The sequence below is a fragment of the Bradyrhizobium sp. SHOUNA76 genome, from assembly GCF_023006445.1.
Lineage (GTDB): Bacteria > Pseudomonadota > Alphaproteobacteria > Rhizobiales > Xanthobacteraceae > Bradyrhizobium.
Genome location: NZ_JALBHA010000111.1, coordinates 1 through 14,833, shown reverse-complemented (window position 1 = coordinate 14,833; position 14,833 = coordinate 1). Strand labels below are relative to the sequence as shown.

Here is a 14,833-nt window from a genome sequence, read left to right as displayed (position 1 = left end):
CACGGCGGCAGCGGCCGCAGCCGGCGTCGTCGGCGGTTCGCTGCTGCTGTCCAGCATCCGCGGCATGATGGGTGGATCGCACCAGCAGGCCTTCGGCGATACCAATGCCCTCGGCGACCGCAGCGCTGGTGGAAGCCCTTGGAGCGGCAGCGACCAGTCCGGCGGCTCACTCGCGCGCGATGCGGGCGTCAACGACATCGGCTCGAATCGCGATTCCCGTCAGGGCTTCTCCGACCAGGCGTCGAACGACGATCGGAACAACAACAACGATCAGAACTACGACGACAATCGCGATGACGGCAATGTGGACATGGCCGACGACAGCGATTTCGGCGGCGGAGACGATGGCGACAGCGACTACGCGTAAGAGATTCGCCCAGTAGATGCGCGAAACGGCCGCCTCCAGGGCGGCCGTTTTCATTTGCGTCCCCACTCGAGCGCCTTCTGAGCCACAGCTCGCAGAGAAGCCGCACGATATAGTATGACTAATGCGCCCAGAGATTGCACTGACTGCCGGACGCGCCTCAGTTCACCAAGAAAAACGAAATCGCATTCCGGTACGTAGACTCCCGGATTTCCAAATTCGGACATGGGTGTTCAACTGGAAGAACACGTTGCTCATGCCACACACGATGTAGCTGCCTCTTCGGGGTTTCAAAAATGAGTCCTCTTCAGCACCGCATTGCAACCTTGGCCGACGTGACGACGCATCTCATCACCGAATTGTACGAGTTGGAGGGACTGCACGAGCGCGTCAGGAAGGCGGAGCTGTCGGCGGGGCGGTCGAAACGCTCGGCTCGCGCAGCGGCCTCCCATTCATCAACGCGCCGTCGCGGCTCCGTTGCCCCTCGCCGCAGGTCGACGAAGCGTCGTCAGCGGGCATAGACCGTCGCCGGAAGGCGCCGGCCCACGCAACGGCTTCGATGCAGCGCATCACGAGCCGGCGCGGCACGCCGAGTCGACGGCTCGCATCGAGCGCAGGCCTCACATCACCACGACCTTGGTGCCGACATTGACGCGGCCGTAGAGGTCGATGACGTCCTCGTTGCGCATGCGGATGCAGCCGGATGAAACGTTGGTGCCGATGGTCCAGGGCTCGTTGGAGCCGTGGATCCGGTAGAGCGTCGAGCCCAGATACATCGCGCGGGCGCCGAGCGGGTTTTCCGGGCCGCCTTCCATGTGCCGGGGCAAATCGGGGCGGCGCGCGATCATTTCCGCCGGCGGCGTCCAGTCCGGCCATTCGCGCTTGGCCGTGATCGACTTCACGCCGGACCAGGTGAAGCCGGGACGCCCGACGCCGATGCCGTAGCGCATCGCCCTGCCGTTGCCCTCGACGAGATAGAGGAACTTGTTCGGGGTATCGACCACGATCGTGCCGGGACTTTCCCTGCCGCTATAGTCAACAGATTGTTTCTCGAACCTCGGATCGAACGGACGCTGCCGCGGATCGACTGGCTCCTGCTGGAGCGTGCCTTGCTGATATCCGCCTTGCACCTGCGGCTCGCCCATCGGCGGCAGGCGGCGCTGGTCGTAATAGCCCGGCTGCTGCTGATACACCGGCTGCTCCGGCGCATAGGCCGGGCCGCGGCCGGGGCCGTCACCGAACAGGAACTCGATGAAGCCGCCGCCCATATTCGAATTGGATGCGACGCGCACTGGCGCCGGCGGCACATGCGGCTGGTAGAGCACCGCGGGCGGATCGTTCGGCACGCTATTGTCGAAGGCGCTGGCACTGTTTGCGCCGGCAATGAAGGTGCAAGCGCTGCAGAGCAGCGCAACAGACATTTTCTTGAACATCGACGTACTCTGTACTGTTTCGTCTAGATCACATGCGCCGTGGAGAGCTGATGACTGGTCCGCGCCCCTCGACGTGGTCAATAAAGAGCAAAAGCCGTTTTGTTTGGTAAACGTATCGGTCGTTTGGATTCACCACGTCGTCAACCGAGGGGCAATTTGGCGATCAGCGTTTATTTTCGATGAACGCGGCATGGCCTTGGTTAATCGCTTCTTTGCGCGCCGTCGCGCGACGCCGCACAACAGTTCCGGCTGTGAACTTCGTGTTAAATCGCTTCTGACTACAAAGACGCGTGAGTGAGGTGGGGGGAGTATCTTGATGGCTGTTCACCGCAAACGTTTTCGCGTCGAGGATATCGCTGGTGGCGAGATGCCGATTTTGGACGTGACCGAAGAGGCAATCCCGATGCATAGCGAGATCATGGCCGAACTACGTGCGATCCGCGCCCAGATGGCGAAGGGCAGCGTGCCCCTGTCGGGAAGCGCAGCCATGGCGGCAATCGACGCCTCCACCGCCCACGAGCTCTCCGAGGCTCGTACCATGCTCGACACCTATCGGGCGCAGATCGAGCAGTGCGAGAAGCTGAAGGTCGAGCTCGACCTCATCCATGACGCCATCGACCGCACCAAGCGCGAGATCGCGACGCTGCATGGCAAGAGCTTTGACGGTGGCGAAATGGCCAAGGTCAACGGCGAGCTCGGCGCGGTCGTCGGCGGCACCGAGCAGGCGACCCAGCAGATCCTCGAAGCCGCGGAATCGATCGACCAGGCCGCCAGCGCAATGTCCAAGGTGGACTCGGTCGACCAGCAGAAGCGGCTCGCCGACGACATCCAGGAACGCGTCATCTCGATCTTCGAGGCCTGCAACTTCCAGGACCTGACCGGCCAGCGCATCAGCAAGGTCATGGGCACGATGAAGTTCATCGAGCAGCACATCAATGCGATGATGGACATCTGGGGCGGCGTCGACGCGATCAAGTCCCACGTGCCGGCGCAGGTGGACAATCGCAGCGAGGAGGAAAAGCTTCTCAACGGTCCGAAGCTCACCGGCGACGTCGGCCACGCCTCGCAGGACGACATCGACGCGCTGTTCGACTAAGCGGACGCGGATTACGGACAAAAGCAAAGCGCCGGCCCTGGGGCCGGCGTTTTTGCTTGGGATTCATCTCACGCTATCGTTCCGGGGCGGTCCGCAGGACCGAACCCGGAATCCGGAGCTTCGAGGCAAGGAGCCCACCACATCGAGATTCCGGGTTCACGCTTCGCGTGCCCCGGAATGACGGTGGAAAATCACGCCCTGGGCGCGCAGCGGACGTAGACCATGTTGCCGTAGCGGGTGGCGGCGTCCTTGTCGATGAAGCGGGTGATCAGGACGCGGCCGTCGAAGGAGATGATTTCGCGGTCCTGCTCGCCGGGGGTCGGGCCCGCCGGTCCGATGTAGTTCTTGCCGCTCGGCGAGCCCTTCAGCCGCAGCTCCTGGGGCGTTGCCTGGTCGGCCAGATGCATGATCACGCCGCCGGAGGAGCCGGCGGTGATCACGTAGGGGTTCTTGCACTGGGCTCTCGCGGCCGCCTCGGTGCGGGCGCGGTCGGCCGGGTTCTGGAACGAGGCCAGACCCCAGCGGCCGACGATCTCGTCGCCGCGAATGGTCGCAGGCATTTCCGGGGCTACTCCCGGCTCGGCTTCGGGCGGCGGCGAGGACGATGAGAAGGACGGCAGGCTCATGCCGCCGCCGCAGGCGCCCAGCAGCAGCGCCAGACAAGAGGCGGCCGCCAGATTGGCAACCGTGCGCGCGTGAGCTGAACTGATCATGGCATTCCCCCGAACAAAACCATGGCCGCACCCCTCCCGCAGCCAAGCGCAAAACCGCTGCCGGGGCAATGACGTCCTTTGATACGTCGGCGCCCCGAACAAGTTTCCAATGCCACCATCCTATATCCGCCTCACCAATCGCTTAACCACCTTTGCTTGACAGGATCGCGGCCAAGCCATATTTCCGGGCCCACTATTAGCACTCGGAAAGCCCGATTGCTAAGCGCGCCGTTCGATCCTCGGGATAGGGGATGGACGGAAGCGCCGCCCCACCCACTTCCACTACTTCCGAAGCGAGCCTCCAAAGGGAAACGTCATGGCTAAATCCAAATTTCGTCCGCTGCATGACCGTGTCGTGGTCAAACGTATCGACGCCGAGGAAAAGACCAAGGGCGGCATCATCATTCCGGACACCGCCAAGGAAAAGCCATCCCAGGGCGAGGTCGTCGCCGTGGGCCCCGGTGGCCGCGACGAGGCCGGCAAGCTGACCCCGATCGACCTCAAGGTCGGCGACCGCGTGCTGTTCGGCAAGTGGTCGGGCACCGAGGTCAAGATCGACAACGAAGATCTCCTGATCATGAAGGAGTCGGACATCATGGGCGTTCTGGCCTAAGGCCATCCGCCTGAACAGCCGCTGAATGTCATGCCCGGGTCGCCAAGATCCGGGCATCCATCATTCCACCGGGTTCGACCTGCGGACCCCCGGACATGATGCGACGAGGCGAGCGATAGACACATCACGAAACCAGAGGGATTGCAGAAATGGCTGCCAAAGACGTCAAGTTTTCCGGAGACGCGCGCGATCGCATGCTGCGCGGCGTCGACATTCTCGCCAACGCCGTCAAGGTGACGCTGGGCCCGAAGGGCCGCAACGTCGTCATCGAGAAGTCGTTCGGCGCGCCCCGCATCACCAAGGACGGCGTCACCGTCGCCAAGGAGATCGAGCTCGAGGACAAGTTCGAGAACATGGGCGCCCAGATGGTGCGTGAGGTCGCCTCCAAGACCAACGACCTCGCCGGCGACGGCACCACCACCGCGACCGTGCTGGCCCAGGCCATCGTGCGCGAAGGCGCCAAGGCAGTTGCCGCCGGCATGAACCCGATGGACCTCAAGCGTGGTATCGACAGCGCGGTGGCGGCCGTCGTCAAGGACATCGAGAAGCGCGCCAAGCCCGTCGCGGCCTCCTCCGAGGTCGCCCAGGTCGGCACCATCTCGGCCAACGGCGATGCCGCCATCGGCAAGATGATCGCCCAGGCGATGCAGAAGGTCGGCAACGAGGGCGTCATCACCGTCGAAGAGAACAAGTCGCTCGACACCGAAGTCGACATCGTCGAGGGCATGAAGTTCGACCGCGGCTATCTCAGCCCCTACTTCATCACCAACCCCGAGAAGATGACCGCCGAGCTCGAGGACGCCTACATCCTCCTGCACGAGAAGAAGCTCTCGGGCCTGCAGGCCATGCTGCCGGTGCTGGAAGCGGTGGTGCAGTCTGGCAAGCCGCTCGTCATCATCGCGGAGGACGTCGAGGGCGAGGCGCTGGCCACCCTGGTCGTCAACCGTCTGCGTGGCGGCCTCAAGGTCGCTGCCGTCAAGGCGCCGGGCTTCGGCGATCGCCGCAAGGCCATGCTCGAGGATCTCGCGATCCTGACCGGCGGCCAGCTCATCTCCGAAGACCTCGGCATGAAGCTCGAGAACGTCACGGTGAAGATGCTGGGTCGCGCCGGAAAGGTCGTGATCGACAAGGAGAACACCACAATCGTCAAGGGTGCCGGCAAGAAGCCGGAGATCGAGGCCCGCGTCGGTCAGATCAAGGCCCAGATCGAGGAAACCACCTCGGACTACGACCGTGAGAAGCTCCAGGAGCGCCTGGCCAAGCTCGCCGGCGGCGTCGCGGTGATCCGCGTCGGCGGCGCGACCGAGATCGAGGTCAAGGAGAAGAAGGACCGCGTCGAGGACGCCCTCAACGCCACCCGCGCCGCGGTGCAGGAAGGCATCGTCCCCGGCGGCGGCGTCACGCTGCTCCGTGCCAAGAAGGCGGTGGGCCGTCTCACCAACGCCAATGCCGACGTCCAGGCCGGCATCAACATCGTGCTGAAGGCGCTCGAGGCTCCGATCCGCCAGATCTCGGAAAACGCCGGCGTGGAAGGCTCGATCGTGGTCGGCAAGATCCTGGAGAACAAGTCCGAGACCTTCGGCTTCGACGCCCAGACCGAGGACTATGTCGACATGATCGAGAAGGGCATCATCGACCCCGCCAAGGTGGTGCGCACCGCGCTCCAGGACGCCTCCTCCGTGGCCGGCCTGCTGGTCACCACCGAGGCCATGGTCGCCGAAACGCCGAAGAAGGAAGCCCCGCCCGCGATGCCCGCCGGCGGCGGCATGGGCGGCTTCTAAGCCGATCCTTTCATTACAATGTTGCGAAGGCCGCCTCCGGGCGGCCTTCTTTTTTGCAGACCCTGCCTTCAGCTTTCCGATTCAACCGACGGCCAAAACCCACTACGGTGGCGCGCCGATTCGATTGCGCGAGGTTTCATCGATGCGTGCGCTTCTGGTTTGTTCGACAGCCCTGTTGGCGGTTCTGCTTGCAGCTTCGCCGGAGGTCGCCTCCGCCCAGATGAAGCTGTCACCCAAGGCCACGGTGCCCGGGGGCGTGGAGACGCGCTATTTCACCTCGATCGACGGGCTCATGGACGGCAATGCCGACGTGATCCTCAAGGAGACGCGCCAGGGCAAGACGGTCACGGCCGCCGTGCTCGACGTCTGCTATCCCGTCGCAAAGAATTCCGACCGCAAGGACCGCTTCGTCGTCAATCTCCAGGTCGCCGGCCAAACGCTGACGGGCACCACGCAGAGCATGAGCGAGAAGGCTCCCGTCAGCGTCAAGCTGCTGCGCAAGCAGGCCGGGGATAGCTTCGAATTCCGCGGCCAGATCAGCATTGGCCAGGTGGTGACCGAGGTGACCTCGCCCGACAATTCCGACCTCAGCGAGAAGGAATTTCAGGACAACCAGACCTCCGACGACGGCATCATGCCGCAGCCGAAGGATTTCACCGACGTCTCGCCCGAGGCGATCGCGGTCAAAGTCAAGCTCGATGCGGCGACCGACTTCCTCAAGAGCCTGAGGGGCCAGGAGGTCGAGGTGACGCTGGCGAGCCTCAATGTCGGCTGCGACGCGCTGCGCGCGGGCGAGCAGACCATCAACATGTCGGTCGATCCCGAGCGCGCCGGCGCGCTGCTGGCGAAATTCAAGGCGATGCCGGGCGTCACCGCCGCAGGCTGGACCGCGGGCATGACCGAAATGGACCGCACCATCCGCTTCGCGGCGGCCGACTGGCGCGAGGGCGACAAGATCAACCGCAACAAGCTCGCGGCCGCAGTCACGAACGTTTTGAGCCGAACATTGGCGGCAAAGCCGCTCTCGCAAAGCTTCAATCCCGCCACGGGCAAGCTCAAGCTGGTCTTCAAGCGGCCGAACCAGGATTTCCCCGCGCTCGAGCTCACCGACACGATCGAGGTGGCAGGGCTCGTCTCGCCCGACAAGCCCGGCACGACCGACAAGCTCATGCTCTGGATCGGCAGCCCCGCGACGACGACCGCCGACGAGAGCAGCGGCGCCAAGCTCAATCTCTCCGATGACGCCTCCGTCGACGAGGAAGGCGAGCAGCCCGATGACAACGGTTCGATCGAGGCGCTCACCAAGGAGCTGAAGGGTCAGCGCTGGGATGCCGACAAGTCCGTGTGGAAGTAGGCTTCTCGTGCCCCGGACGTAGCGCGAAGCGCTACGAGCCGGGGCCCAGAGGCCGCAAGCGAGATCGTGGAGAAGGAGGCTGGGTCCCGGCTCTGCGCAGCAACGCTGCGCGTTGCAGCGCGTCCGGGGCGCGCAGGGAGTGCTAATTCCCCGTCGTGCGAAAGCGCAGCGACTTCGGGCCGATCAGCGTCAGCACGTCGCCCTGCCGCTTCCAGGTCTCGACGCTGCTGAGCGCAGCAACGAGCTCGTCGTCGGCCTGCGCTCTTGCCTGCGGACAGGAACGGTCCTGGATCTGACCGGGGACGAAGATCACGGTGTTGCCGGCGACGGAGAACTGGCCCTTGCCGCCCTTGCACCAGAGCTCGAGCACGACCTCGCCATGGTCACCGATCTCGATGTTCGGAATCCGCTTGGAGCCGGCTTGCGGCAGTGCTTCCAGCGTCATCTCGGTGCCGAACGGAAAACCGTCCTCGGCACGCGCGAGCGTGGACATCGCGAGGATTGCAACCGCCGTACACACCAACCGCTTGAGCGAAACCATGAGACCTCTCGACCGACCTGATTTGCCGCACCTTTTATAAGACGGCGGCGCCATTGAGAAGGTTCGCTCACATCGGATGCAAAAATCCCCGCGGGGGCGAACCTCGCGGGGATTTGCGCCGAAGCCGGGCCGTGCCCTGCTACTTCAGGACCATCGCCGTGAATGGCCAGACATAGGCCTGCAACGTCACGAGCACACCGACGAGACAGGCCAGCACGATCGAGTGCCAGAACACGAAGCGCAGGATCGTGCCCTCGTGGCCGTACCAGTTGGTGGCCGTGGAGGCGACCACGATCGACTGCGCGTCGATCATCTTGCCCATCACGCCGCCGGACGAGTTCGCCGCAGCCATCAGGACCGGCGACAAGCCTAGTTGCTCGGATGTGATCTTCTGCAGATTGCCGAACAGCACGTTGGAGGCGGTGTCCGATCCCGTCAGCGCCACGCCCAGCCAGCCAAGTAGCGTACCGAAGAAGGGATAGAGCACGCCGGTTGCGGCGAAGGCGAGGCCGAGCGTCGCGTCGACGCCGGAGAGACGAGTCAGGGTGCCGATCGCCAGCATCGCCGAGATCGTGATCAGCGAGATCGCGCACAGCCGGACGGTGCGGCCGTACTCGGTCATGAGCTTGCCGGGACCGACGCCCATCAGGAAGCCTGAGATGATGGCCGCGATCAGCATGCCCGTTCCGGTGAACGACAGATAGGTGAAGCCGAACACCGCGCTCTCTTTGGTCGGCCCTGGCGCGACCGGCGGCATCTTGTTGATCATCTGGTGCAGCTCCGGCACCGGATAGTTCCAGACGAAGATCGAATTCGCCCAGGACTTGAAGGCGCCGTTGCCCCAGATCAGCATCACGATGCAGACGATGATCCACGGCAGCAGCGCGCTGAACATCTCGCTCTGCGTCAGCGGCGTCTTGTCGAGTGGTTTTGCCGCGGCCATGGTAGCGGCCGATTCATCATTGCCGCGCAACGCCGGCGACAGCCAGAGCTGCCTGGGCTGCCAGACCTTCAGGAACAGGATCAGCGCGCCCATCGAGATCAGCGACGCGCCGATGTCGACGATCCAGGGATTGATGAAGTTGGAGATCACGAATTGCGGGATCGCGAACGACACGCCGGTGACGAGAATCGCCGGCCAGACATCCTTCATGCCCTTCCAGCCCGCGAACGCCCACACCACCCAGAACGGCACGATCAGCGAGAAGAACGGCAATTGCCGGCCGACCATGGCACCAAGGATGTAGGGATCGAGCCCGGTGACCGAGGCCAGGCCCTGGATCGGCGTGCCCAGCGCGCCATAGGCGACCGGCGCGGTGTTGGCGATCAGCGACAGTCCGGAGGCGGCGAGCGGCGAGAAGCCGAGGCCGATCAGCACGGCACCGGTGATCGCGACCGGCGTGCCGAAGCCCGAGGCGCCCTCGAAGAACGCGCCGAAGGAGAACGCGATCAGCAGCAATTGCAGCCGCCGGTCCTCGGTGACGCCGCCGACGGCGCGCTTGAGCAATTCGAAGCGTCCCGTGCTCACCGTCACCTGATAGAGGAAGATGACGTTGAGGACGATCCAGCCGATCGGAAAGAAGCCGGTCACGATGCCCAGCACCGAGGCGCGGATCGACATGTTCGCCGGCATCGTGAAGACGAAGATCGTGATCAGATTGGCGACGATCACGGCGATGATCGCCGCGATATGCGCCTGGACGCGACCGCTCGCGATCAGGACCAGCAGCGTGACGACCGGCACTGCCGCCGCAATCGTCGACAGCACCGGGCTGTGCAGCGGATCATAGACTTGATTCCACATGATCTTCCTCCCCCACGCATGTTTGCGGCAGACGGCCCGCGTGGAGAGCCGATCCTGCTTGACGCTGGAAGCGATAACCCCCGAGCTGGACGCGAATTCCTCGCGATTGCAGCGGTTCCCGTCCGCTCACAAGCTCGCGAATCCCGGAGCACCCCACCCCGCGCCGTCGAACGCCATGCTAGGGTTGCGGGGTGCGACAAGACAACGCAAATTACAGAACTTGCGACTTTAGTCTAAGCGCGCCGCTTTCCGCCATGGCTTCAAGTCCTTGGCTAAGGGCATTTATGCACATTTCCCGAGGAGACCCTGCTCTGTGAAGAACATCAGCGCCACGCTCGCGATCGTTTGGCGAATCGCCGCCCCCTATTTCCGGTCGGAGGACAAATGGGTCGGCCGCGGCCTGCTCGCCGTCGTCGTCGCGATGGAGCTGGTGCTGGTCGCGATCAATGTGCTCCTCAATCAATGGCAGAACCGGTTCTACAGCGCGCTGCAGGCCTACGATCTGCCGGAGTTCGTCAAGGAGGTCTGGATCTTCCTTGGCCTGGCCTTCACCTTCGTCGCACTGGCCGTCTACAAGCTCTACCTGAACCAATGGCTCCAGATCCGCTGGCGGCAATGGCTGACGCAACATTATCTCGGCGAATGGCTCGAAGGCGCCACGCATTACCGCATGCAGCTCAAGGGCGACGCCGCCGACAATCCGGACCAGCGTATCACCGAGGACGTCAAGAATTTCGTCGAACAAACGCTGACCATCGGCCTTGGCCTTTTGTCGTCGATCGTGACGCTGGCCTCGTTCGTCGTCATCCTCTGGGGTCTGTCCTACAAGGCCCCCTTGTACATCTACGGCACCGATATCCTCATCCCCGGTTTTCTGGTCTGGTGCGCGCTGGTCTACGCGATTCTGGGGACCGGGCTGACGCACTGGATCGGCGCCCCGCTCATCAATCTCAATTTCGAGCAGCAACGCTTCGAGGCCGACTTCCGTTTCAACCTGATCCGCGTGCGCGAGAATTCCGAGCAGATCGCCCTGTTGAAAGGTGAGAACGCGGAGCGAGGATATCTCCTGCGGCGCTTCGGCTTCGTCATCGGCAATTGGTACGAGATCATGAGCCGGACCAAGCGCCTGACCGCGTTCACGGCAAGCTACGGTCAGGCTGCAACGATCTTTCCCTATGTGGTGGTGGCGCCGGCCTACTTCGCCAAGCGCATCCAGCTCGGCGACATGATGCAGACCGGCTCGGCGTTCGGCAGCGTGCAGGATGCGCTGTCCTTCTTCGTCACCGCCTATCGCTCGCTCGCCGAGTGGCGCGCGGTGATCGCCCGCCTCGATGGCTTCGAGATGTCGGTCAGCTCCGCCCACGGCGCGGCGCTCGAACCGACCATCGACGTCGCACCATCGACCGGCAAGGCAATCGCGCTCGAGCAATTGCTGGTCAAGCTGCCGAACGGCGCACCTCTGGTCGCAGCCGATGCCTTCACGATCCAACCGTCGGAGCGGGTGCTTGTGACCGGCCCGTCGGGCTCAGGCAAGTCGACACTGTTCCGCGCCATTGCGGGCGTCTGGCCGTTCGGCACCGGCACGGTCGCCATTCCCGAGAAGTCGAAGCTGATGATGCTGCCGCAGCGGCCGTATTTCCCAATCGGCCCGCTGGCCGACGCCGTCATCTACCCGGCCGAGCACGACTCCATCCCGCCCGAGAAGATTCGCGACGCCTTGATCGCAGTCGGCATGAAGCGGCTGGCGGACCGGCTCGGCGAGCACGGTCACTGGAACCGGACATTGTCGCTCGGCGAACAGCAACGCCTTGGACTTGCTCGTGCCCTGCTGCATGGGCCGGACTATCTATTCCTCGACGAAGCGACCGCCTCGCTGGACGAGCCGTCCGAGGACCGGCTCTATCGGCTGCTGACGGAGAAGCTGCCGCAGGCCACCATCGTCTCGATCGGCCACCGCTCGACGCTGGACGCCTTCCATACCCGCAAGGTGGCGTTGGTGGAGGACGGCGAGATCCACGTGCTTGGCAAAGCCGGCGAGCCAGCCCGGCCGGAGCCGACCGCGGCGCGCTGAGAGGCAGGCGGGAACGGGGCTCCTCATTTCGGCTTCGTCGTTGCGGGCGAGGATCTCTGCTCTCTTGCCCCGGACGCAGCCGCAGCGCTCCCGGCGATGCGAAGCATCGTCCGGTGCGCTGCAGAGCCGGCGCTCATTCCGTCGAGGGAAATCGACGTCGGCTTTGCTGGGTCCCGGTTCTGCGCAGCAGCGCTGACGCGCCGCAGCGCGCCGGGGACACGAGAGTTGAGCGCGCCGTAGCCTTCCTCCACCCCGCCCCTCGAGTTTCGGCCTCGTGTTGAGCTAAAGCGCGACGCGATTGGGATGAATCGCCATCGCGCTCTAGGTTGTTGTTTAAACATGATCTTTTCGGAAAACCGCTGCGCACTTTTCCGAATCATGCTTTAGGCACCGTCCCCCAAAGCAAAAGGGCGGCAGATTGCTCTGCCGCCCTCGTAGATGGTCGCGGGAGGAAACCTACTTCAGGTTGGTCATCGCCGTCAGGTCGAACGAGAGCTTGGCGATGCCGGCCGCGCCGCACCAGTTGGAGCCGACGCCCGTCGGATTGATGTTGCTGAAGCTGCCGTTGGCGACTGCCGTGTAGTCGCTGGTGAACGCGTTGCAGTTCGCCTTCGACAGGTCGGTGTCGGAGTAACGCAGGTCGAGCGTGAAGACCTTGTAGGTGAAGCCGACGCCGATATTCCAGGTGTTGTAGTCGGCGTACTTGATGCCGTTCGGGAACGGACCGGCGAAGCCCGGCGCGGCGAAGCCGGTGCCGTAGAACGAGTCGGACGTGCCCAGGAACTGGCGGCCGAATTCACCCGACACGTACATGCCGAGGCCGCTGGAGCCGAACGTGGTGCTGGGCGCCGTCCACTTGGCGGTGATCGACACGTAGTCGCCCCACGCACCGGAGTTCAGGAAGCTCGGCGTGTAGTACTCGTTGAGGCCAACGCTCCAGTTGTCGTTGATGGTGTAATTCACCTTGCCGTAGACTTCGAAGAAGCTGACGTCCTTCTTCATCACGTTGCCGTTGAGCAGGGCGTTCGCGGCGCACTGCGCGCTGAGCGGGTTGCCGGCGGTGTCGATCGGGGCGCCGTAATAGCAGGTCCCACCCGGATACAGATAACCCCAGACGCCGATGTCGAAGGCGAACGCACCGAAGGTCGGGCGGATACCGCCGTAGATGTCGATCTCGGCGGCGGCGCGGTTCGGGAAGGAGATGCTCTCACCGGCGACGCCGACATAGAGCTGGAGGTCCTTGGTGACGTTGTAGCGCGGCTCGAAATAGGCTGAGACCGACGGCTTGTGGTTCGACTGGGTGATGCCGCGGAAGATGTAGTCGCTCATGACCGCGCCACCGAAGGCGATATCCCAGGGATCGAAGGCCGGCGGTGGCGGGGCCTTCAATGCCTTCACGCGCAAGTCTGCTGCGAAAGCCGAACCCGTCGTCACCATTGCCAGCGCCGTTGCCAACAAAGCCAGTTTTTTCATTTCGATCCCCATCGCCAAGTTCTTACTAGTCGGATCCCGGAAGCCCCCCGGGCGAACGACCTGCGTGCAAAATTGCGTTACTGCGACAATCTGGATTGAGGGATGTGGGCCGTGAAGCAAAAATCACGGGCATCTGCCGACTTTTTGGGCGTTTTGACGATTCCACGAAAGGTTGTCAGCCTGTGTGTCTTCTCGATCACATAATTTGTATTCCAAAGTGCACGGAGGGACCGTGCAAGTACGGAGAAGCCGGGCCGCGTGGCAGCCGGGCTACGAATCAGACAGGGGCAGGAAAGGGACCGCTTCCGGCGGGACTTGTGGCGATGCAAAAAGGCCGCAGCGTCACCGCAGCGGCCTTTCTGTTGTCGATCGCGGACGCCGGGTAGGACCTAGCCTTGCCCCTCAGCCGGTGCCGCTTCCGCAGAAGACGAAGGCATCGCCCAACTTGTCTCGGCTGCCGGCTCGGGAGCCGGAGCTGCCGCCGGTGCTGATGGCTTCGGCGCGGGAGCTGCCTTCGCCTTCCTCGGTGCCGCCTTCTTCGCGGCCTTCTTCGGTGCGGCCTTCTTGGCCGTGGTCTTCACGGCCTTCTTGGCGGCCTTTTTCGGGGCGGCCTTTTTCGAAGCTTTCTTGGCCGACTTCTTGGCCGATTTTTTCGCAGACTTCTTGGCTGCCTTCTTGGCGGATTTCTTCGCCGCTACAGCCTTCTTCGCCTTTTTGGCCTTCTTGCTTTTCTTCTTTTTCGCTTTCGCCATCGTGGTCCTCCTGTTGCCGCCAAACAATGGTCGATCGGGCATCTTCAGTCGTCACCCGGGGAGGAAAGTTCAGGCTCTGAAAGCTCAAACTTGCGCATTCAGTGCCGGCCGCGACCCGCCCGTAGCCCAATCGAGAAGCTCAATCGTGTGTACGACCGGAACTGACGTGCCACTGGCAATCTGCACCATGCAGCCGATATTGCCCGCGGCAATCATGTCCGGCTTGACGCTCGCGATGTTGGCGACCTTGCGATCGCGCAACCGGCCCGCAAGCTCGGGCTGGAGAATGTTGTAGGTCCCCGCCGAACCGCAACACAAATGGCTCTCCGGCACATCTTTCACCACGAATCCATTCTTGGAAAGCAATTCTTTCGGAAGGGTCGTGATTTTCTGCCCGTGCTGCAACGAACATGCTGAGTGATAGGCGACGACGATGTTGTCCTGTCGCGCAGTCGGTTCGAGTCCGAGGCCGGCGATGTATTCGGTGATGTCCTTGGCGAGCACGGACATCTTCGCGGCGTCGGCGGCGAATGCAGCGTCCTCGCGCAGCAGATAGCCATAATCCTTGATCACCGTGCCGCAGCCGGATGTGGTCACCAGGATAGCGTCGAGCCCCTCGCCAGCCGCTTCCTTCCGCCAGGCCGCGACATTGGCCCGCGCCCGAGCCAAGGCATCCTGGTCGTTGCCGAGGTGATGGGTCAGCGCGCCGCAGCACTGCTCGTCTCGAACCAGGACAACCTCGATGCCGTGGCGGGTGAGAAGACTGATGGCAGCCTGGTTGATGCGCGGCGCCAGCACCTGCTGGGCGCAGCCCTGCAGCAGCGCGACCCGGCCGCGC

The 14,833-nt window shown here is 63.5% G+C and carries 13 protein-coding genes; 6 read left to right on the top strand and 7 right to left on the bottom strand.

Annotation, left to right across the window (positions count from 1 at the left end):
• The coding region (locus MOV74_RS15095; RefSeq protein ID WP_246923424.1) for a DUF2076 family protein at positions 1 to 367 on the top strand (367 nt) is incomplete at its 5' end.
• Between the two features lie 617 nt (positions 368 to 984).
• On the opposite strand, the gene MOV74_RS15090 is transcribed toward MOV74_RS15095, so the two are convergent.
• Complete coding sequence (locus MOV74_RS15090) at positions 985 to 1,797, bottom strand: L,D-transpeptidase (RefSeq protein ID WP_246923420.1); 813 nt, start codon at positions 1,795 to 1,797, stop codon at positions 985 to 987.
• A 316-nt stretch (positions 1,798 to 2,113) separates the two neighbouring features.
• Here MOV74_RS15090 and MOV74_RS15085 point away from each other — a divergent pair, with 316 nt between their 5' ends.
• Entirely contained in the window at positions 2,114 to 2,893 is a 780-nt protein-coding gene (locus tag MOV74_RS15085) for a protein phosphatase CheZ (protein WP_246923416.1), read from the top strand.
• Between the two features lie 191 nt (positions 2,894 to 3,084).
• Here MOV74_RS15085 and MOV74_RS15080 read toward each other — a convergent pair whose 3' ends face one another.
• Positions 3,085 to 3,606 carry a hypothetical protein gene (locus MOV74_RS15080; RefSeq protein WP_028140096.1) on the bottom strand — a complete coding sequence of 174 codons (522 nt, stop codon included), beginning with the start codon at positions 3,604 to 3,606 and terminating at the stop codon, positions 3,085 to 3,087.
• A 316-nt stretch (positions 3,607 to 3,922) separates the two neighbouring features.
• Here MOV74_RS15080 and groES point away from each other — a divergent pair, with 316 nt between their 5' ends.
• From groES to MOV74_RS15065, 3 genes are all read left to right on the top strand, one after another.
• The gene (gene groES, locus MOV74_RS15075; protein ID WP_212080141.1) at positions 3,923 to 4,219 is read left to right on the top strand and encodes a co-chaperone GroES; all 297 of its coding nucleotides are present in this window, start codon (positions 3,923 to 3,925) and stop codon (positions 4,217 to 4,219) included.
• Between the two features lie 149 nt (positions 4,220 to 4,368).
• Positions 4,369 to 6,000 (top strand): chaperonin GroEL, encoded by a 1,632-nt coding sequence (gene groL / locus MOV74_RS15070; RefSeq protein WP_246923411.1) that lies wholly within the window; start codon positions 4,369 to 4,371, stop codon positions 5,998 to 6,000.
• A gap of 142 nt (positions 6,001 to 6,142) precedes the next feature.
• Entirely contained in the window at positions 6,143 to 7,354 is a 1,212-nt protein-coding gene (locus MOV74_RS15065; RefSeq protein ID WP_246923406.1) for a hypothetical protein, read from the top strand.
• A gap of 142 nt (positions 7,355 to 7,496) precedes the next feature.
• On the opposite strand, the gene MOV74_RS15060 is transcribed toward MOV74_RS15065, so the two are convergent.
• Both MOV74_RS15060 and MOV74_RS15055 read right to left on the bottom strand, forming a co-directional pair.
• Complete coding sequence (locus tag MOV74_RS15060) at positions 7,497 to 7,895, bottom strand: META domain-containing protein (protein WP_246923401.1); 399 nt, start codon at positions 7,893 to 7,895, stop codon at positions 7,497 to 7,499.
• Between the two features lie 139 nt (positions 7,896 to 8,034).
• Positions 8,035 to 9,699 carry an L-lactate permease gene (locus MOV74_RS15055; protein ID WP_246923397.1) on the bottom strand — a complete coding sequence of 555 codons (1,665 nt, stop codon included), beginning with the start codon at positions 9,697 to 9,699 and terminating at the stop codon, positions 8,035 to 8,037.
• A gap of 313 nt (positions 9,700 to 10,012) precedes the next feature.
• Between MOV74_RS15055 and MOV74_RS15050 the strand changes: the two genes are divergently transcribed.
• The gene (locus tag MOV74_RS15050) at positions 10,013 to 11,770 is read left to right on the top strand and encodes an ABC transporter ATP-binding protein/permease (RefSeq protein ID WP_246923393.1); all 1,758 of its coding nucleotides are present in this window, start codon (positions 10,013 to 10,015) and stop codon (positions 11,768 to 11,770) included.
• Between the two features lie 456 nt (positions 11,771 to 12,226).
• Here MOV74_RS15050 and MOV74_RS15045 read toward each other — a convergent pair whose 3' ends face one another.
• The 3 genes from MOV74_RS15045 to MOV74_RS15035 form a co-directional block, all read right to left on the bottom strand.
• A complete protein-coding gene (locus tag MOV74_RS15045) occupies positions 12,227 to 13,243 on the bottom strand; it encodes a TorF family putative porin (RefSeq protein WP_246923391.1) in 1,017 nt (338 codons plus the stop codon).
• Positions 13,244 to 13,632: 389 nt separating this feature from the next.
• Positions 13,633 to 13,995: a histone gene (locus tag MOV74_RS15040; RefSeq protein WP_246923388.1), complete on the bottom strand. Its 363-nt coding sequence runs from the start codon at positions 13,993 to 13,995 to the stop codon at positions 13,633 to 13,635.
• An 84-nt stretch (positions 13,996 to 14,079) separates the two neighbouring features.
• Positions 14,080 to 14,833 (bottom strand): heterodisulfide reductase-related iron-sulfur binding cluster (locus tag MOV74_RS15035; protein ID WP_246923386.1); only part of this gene is annotated, 754 nt, incomplete at its 5' end.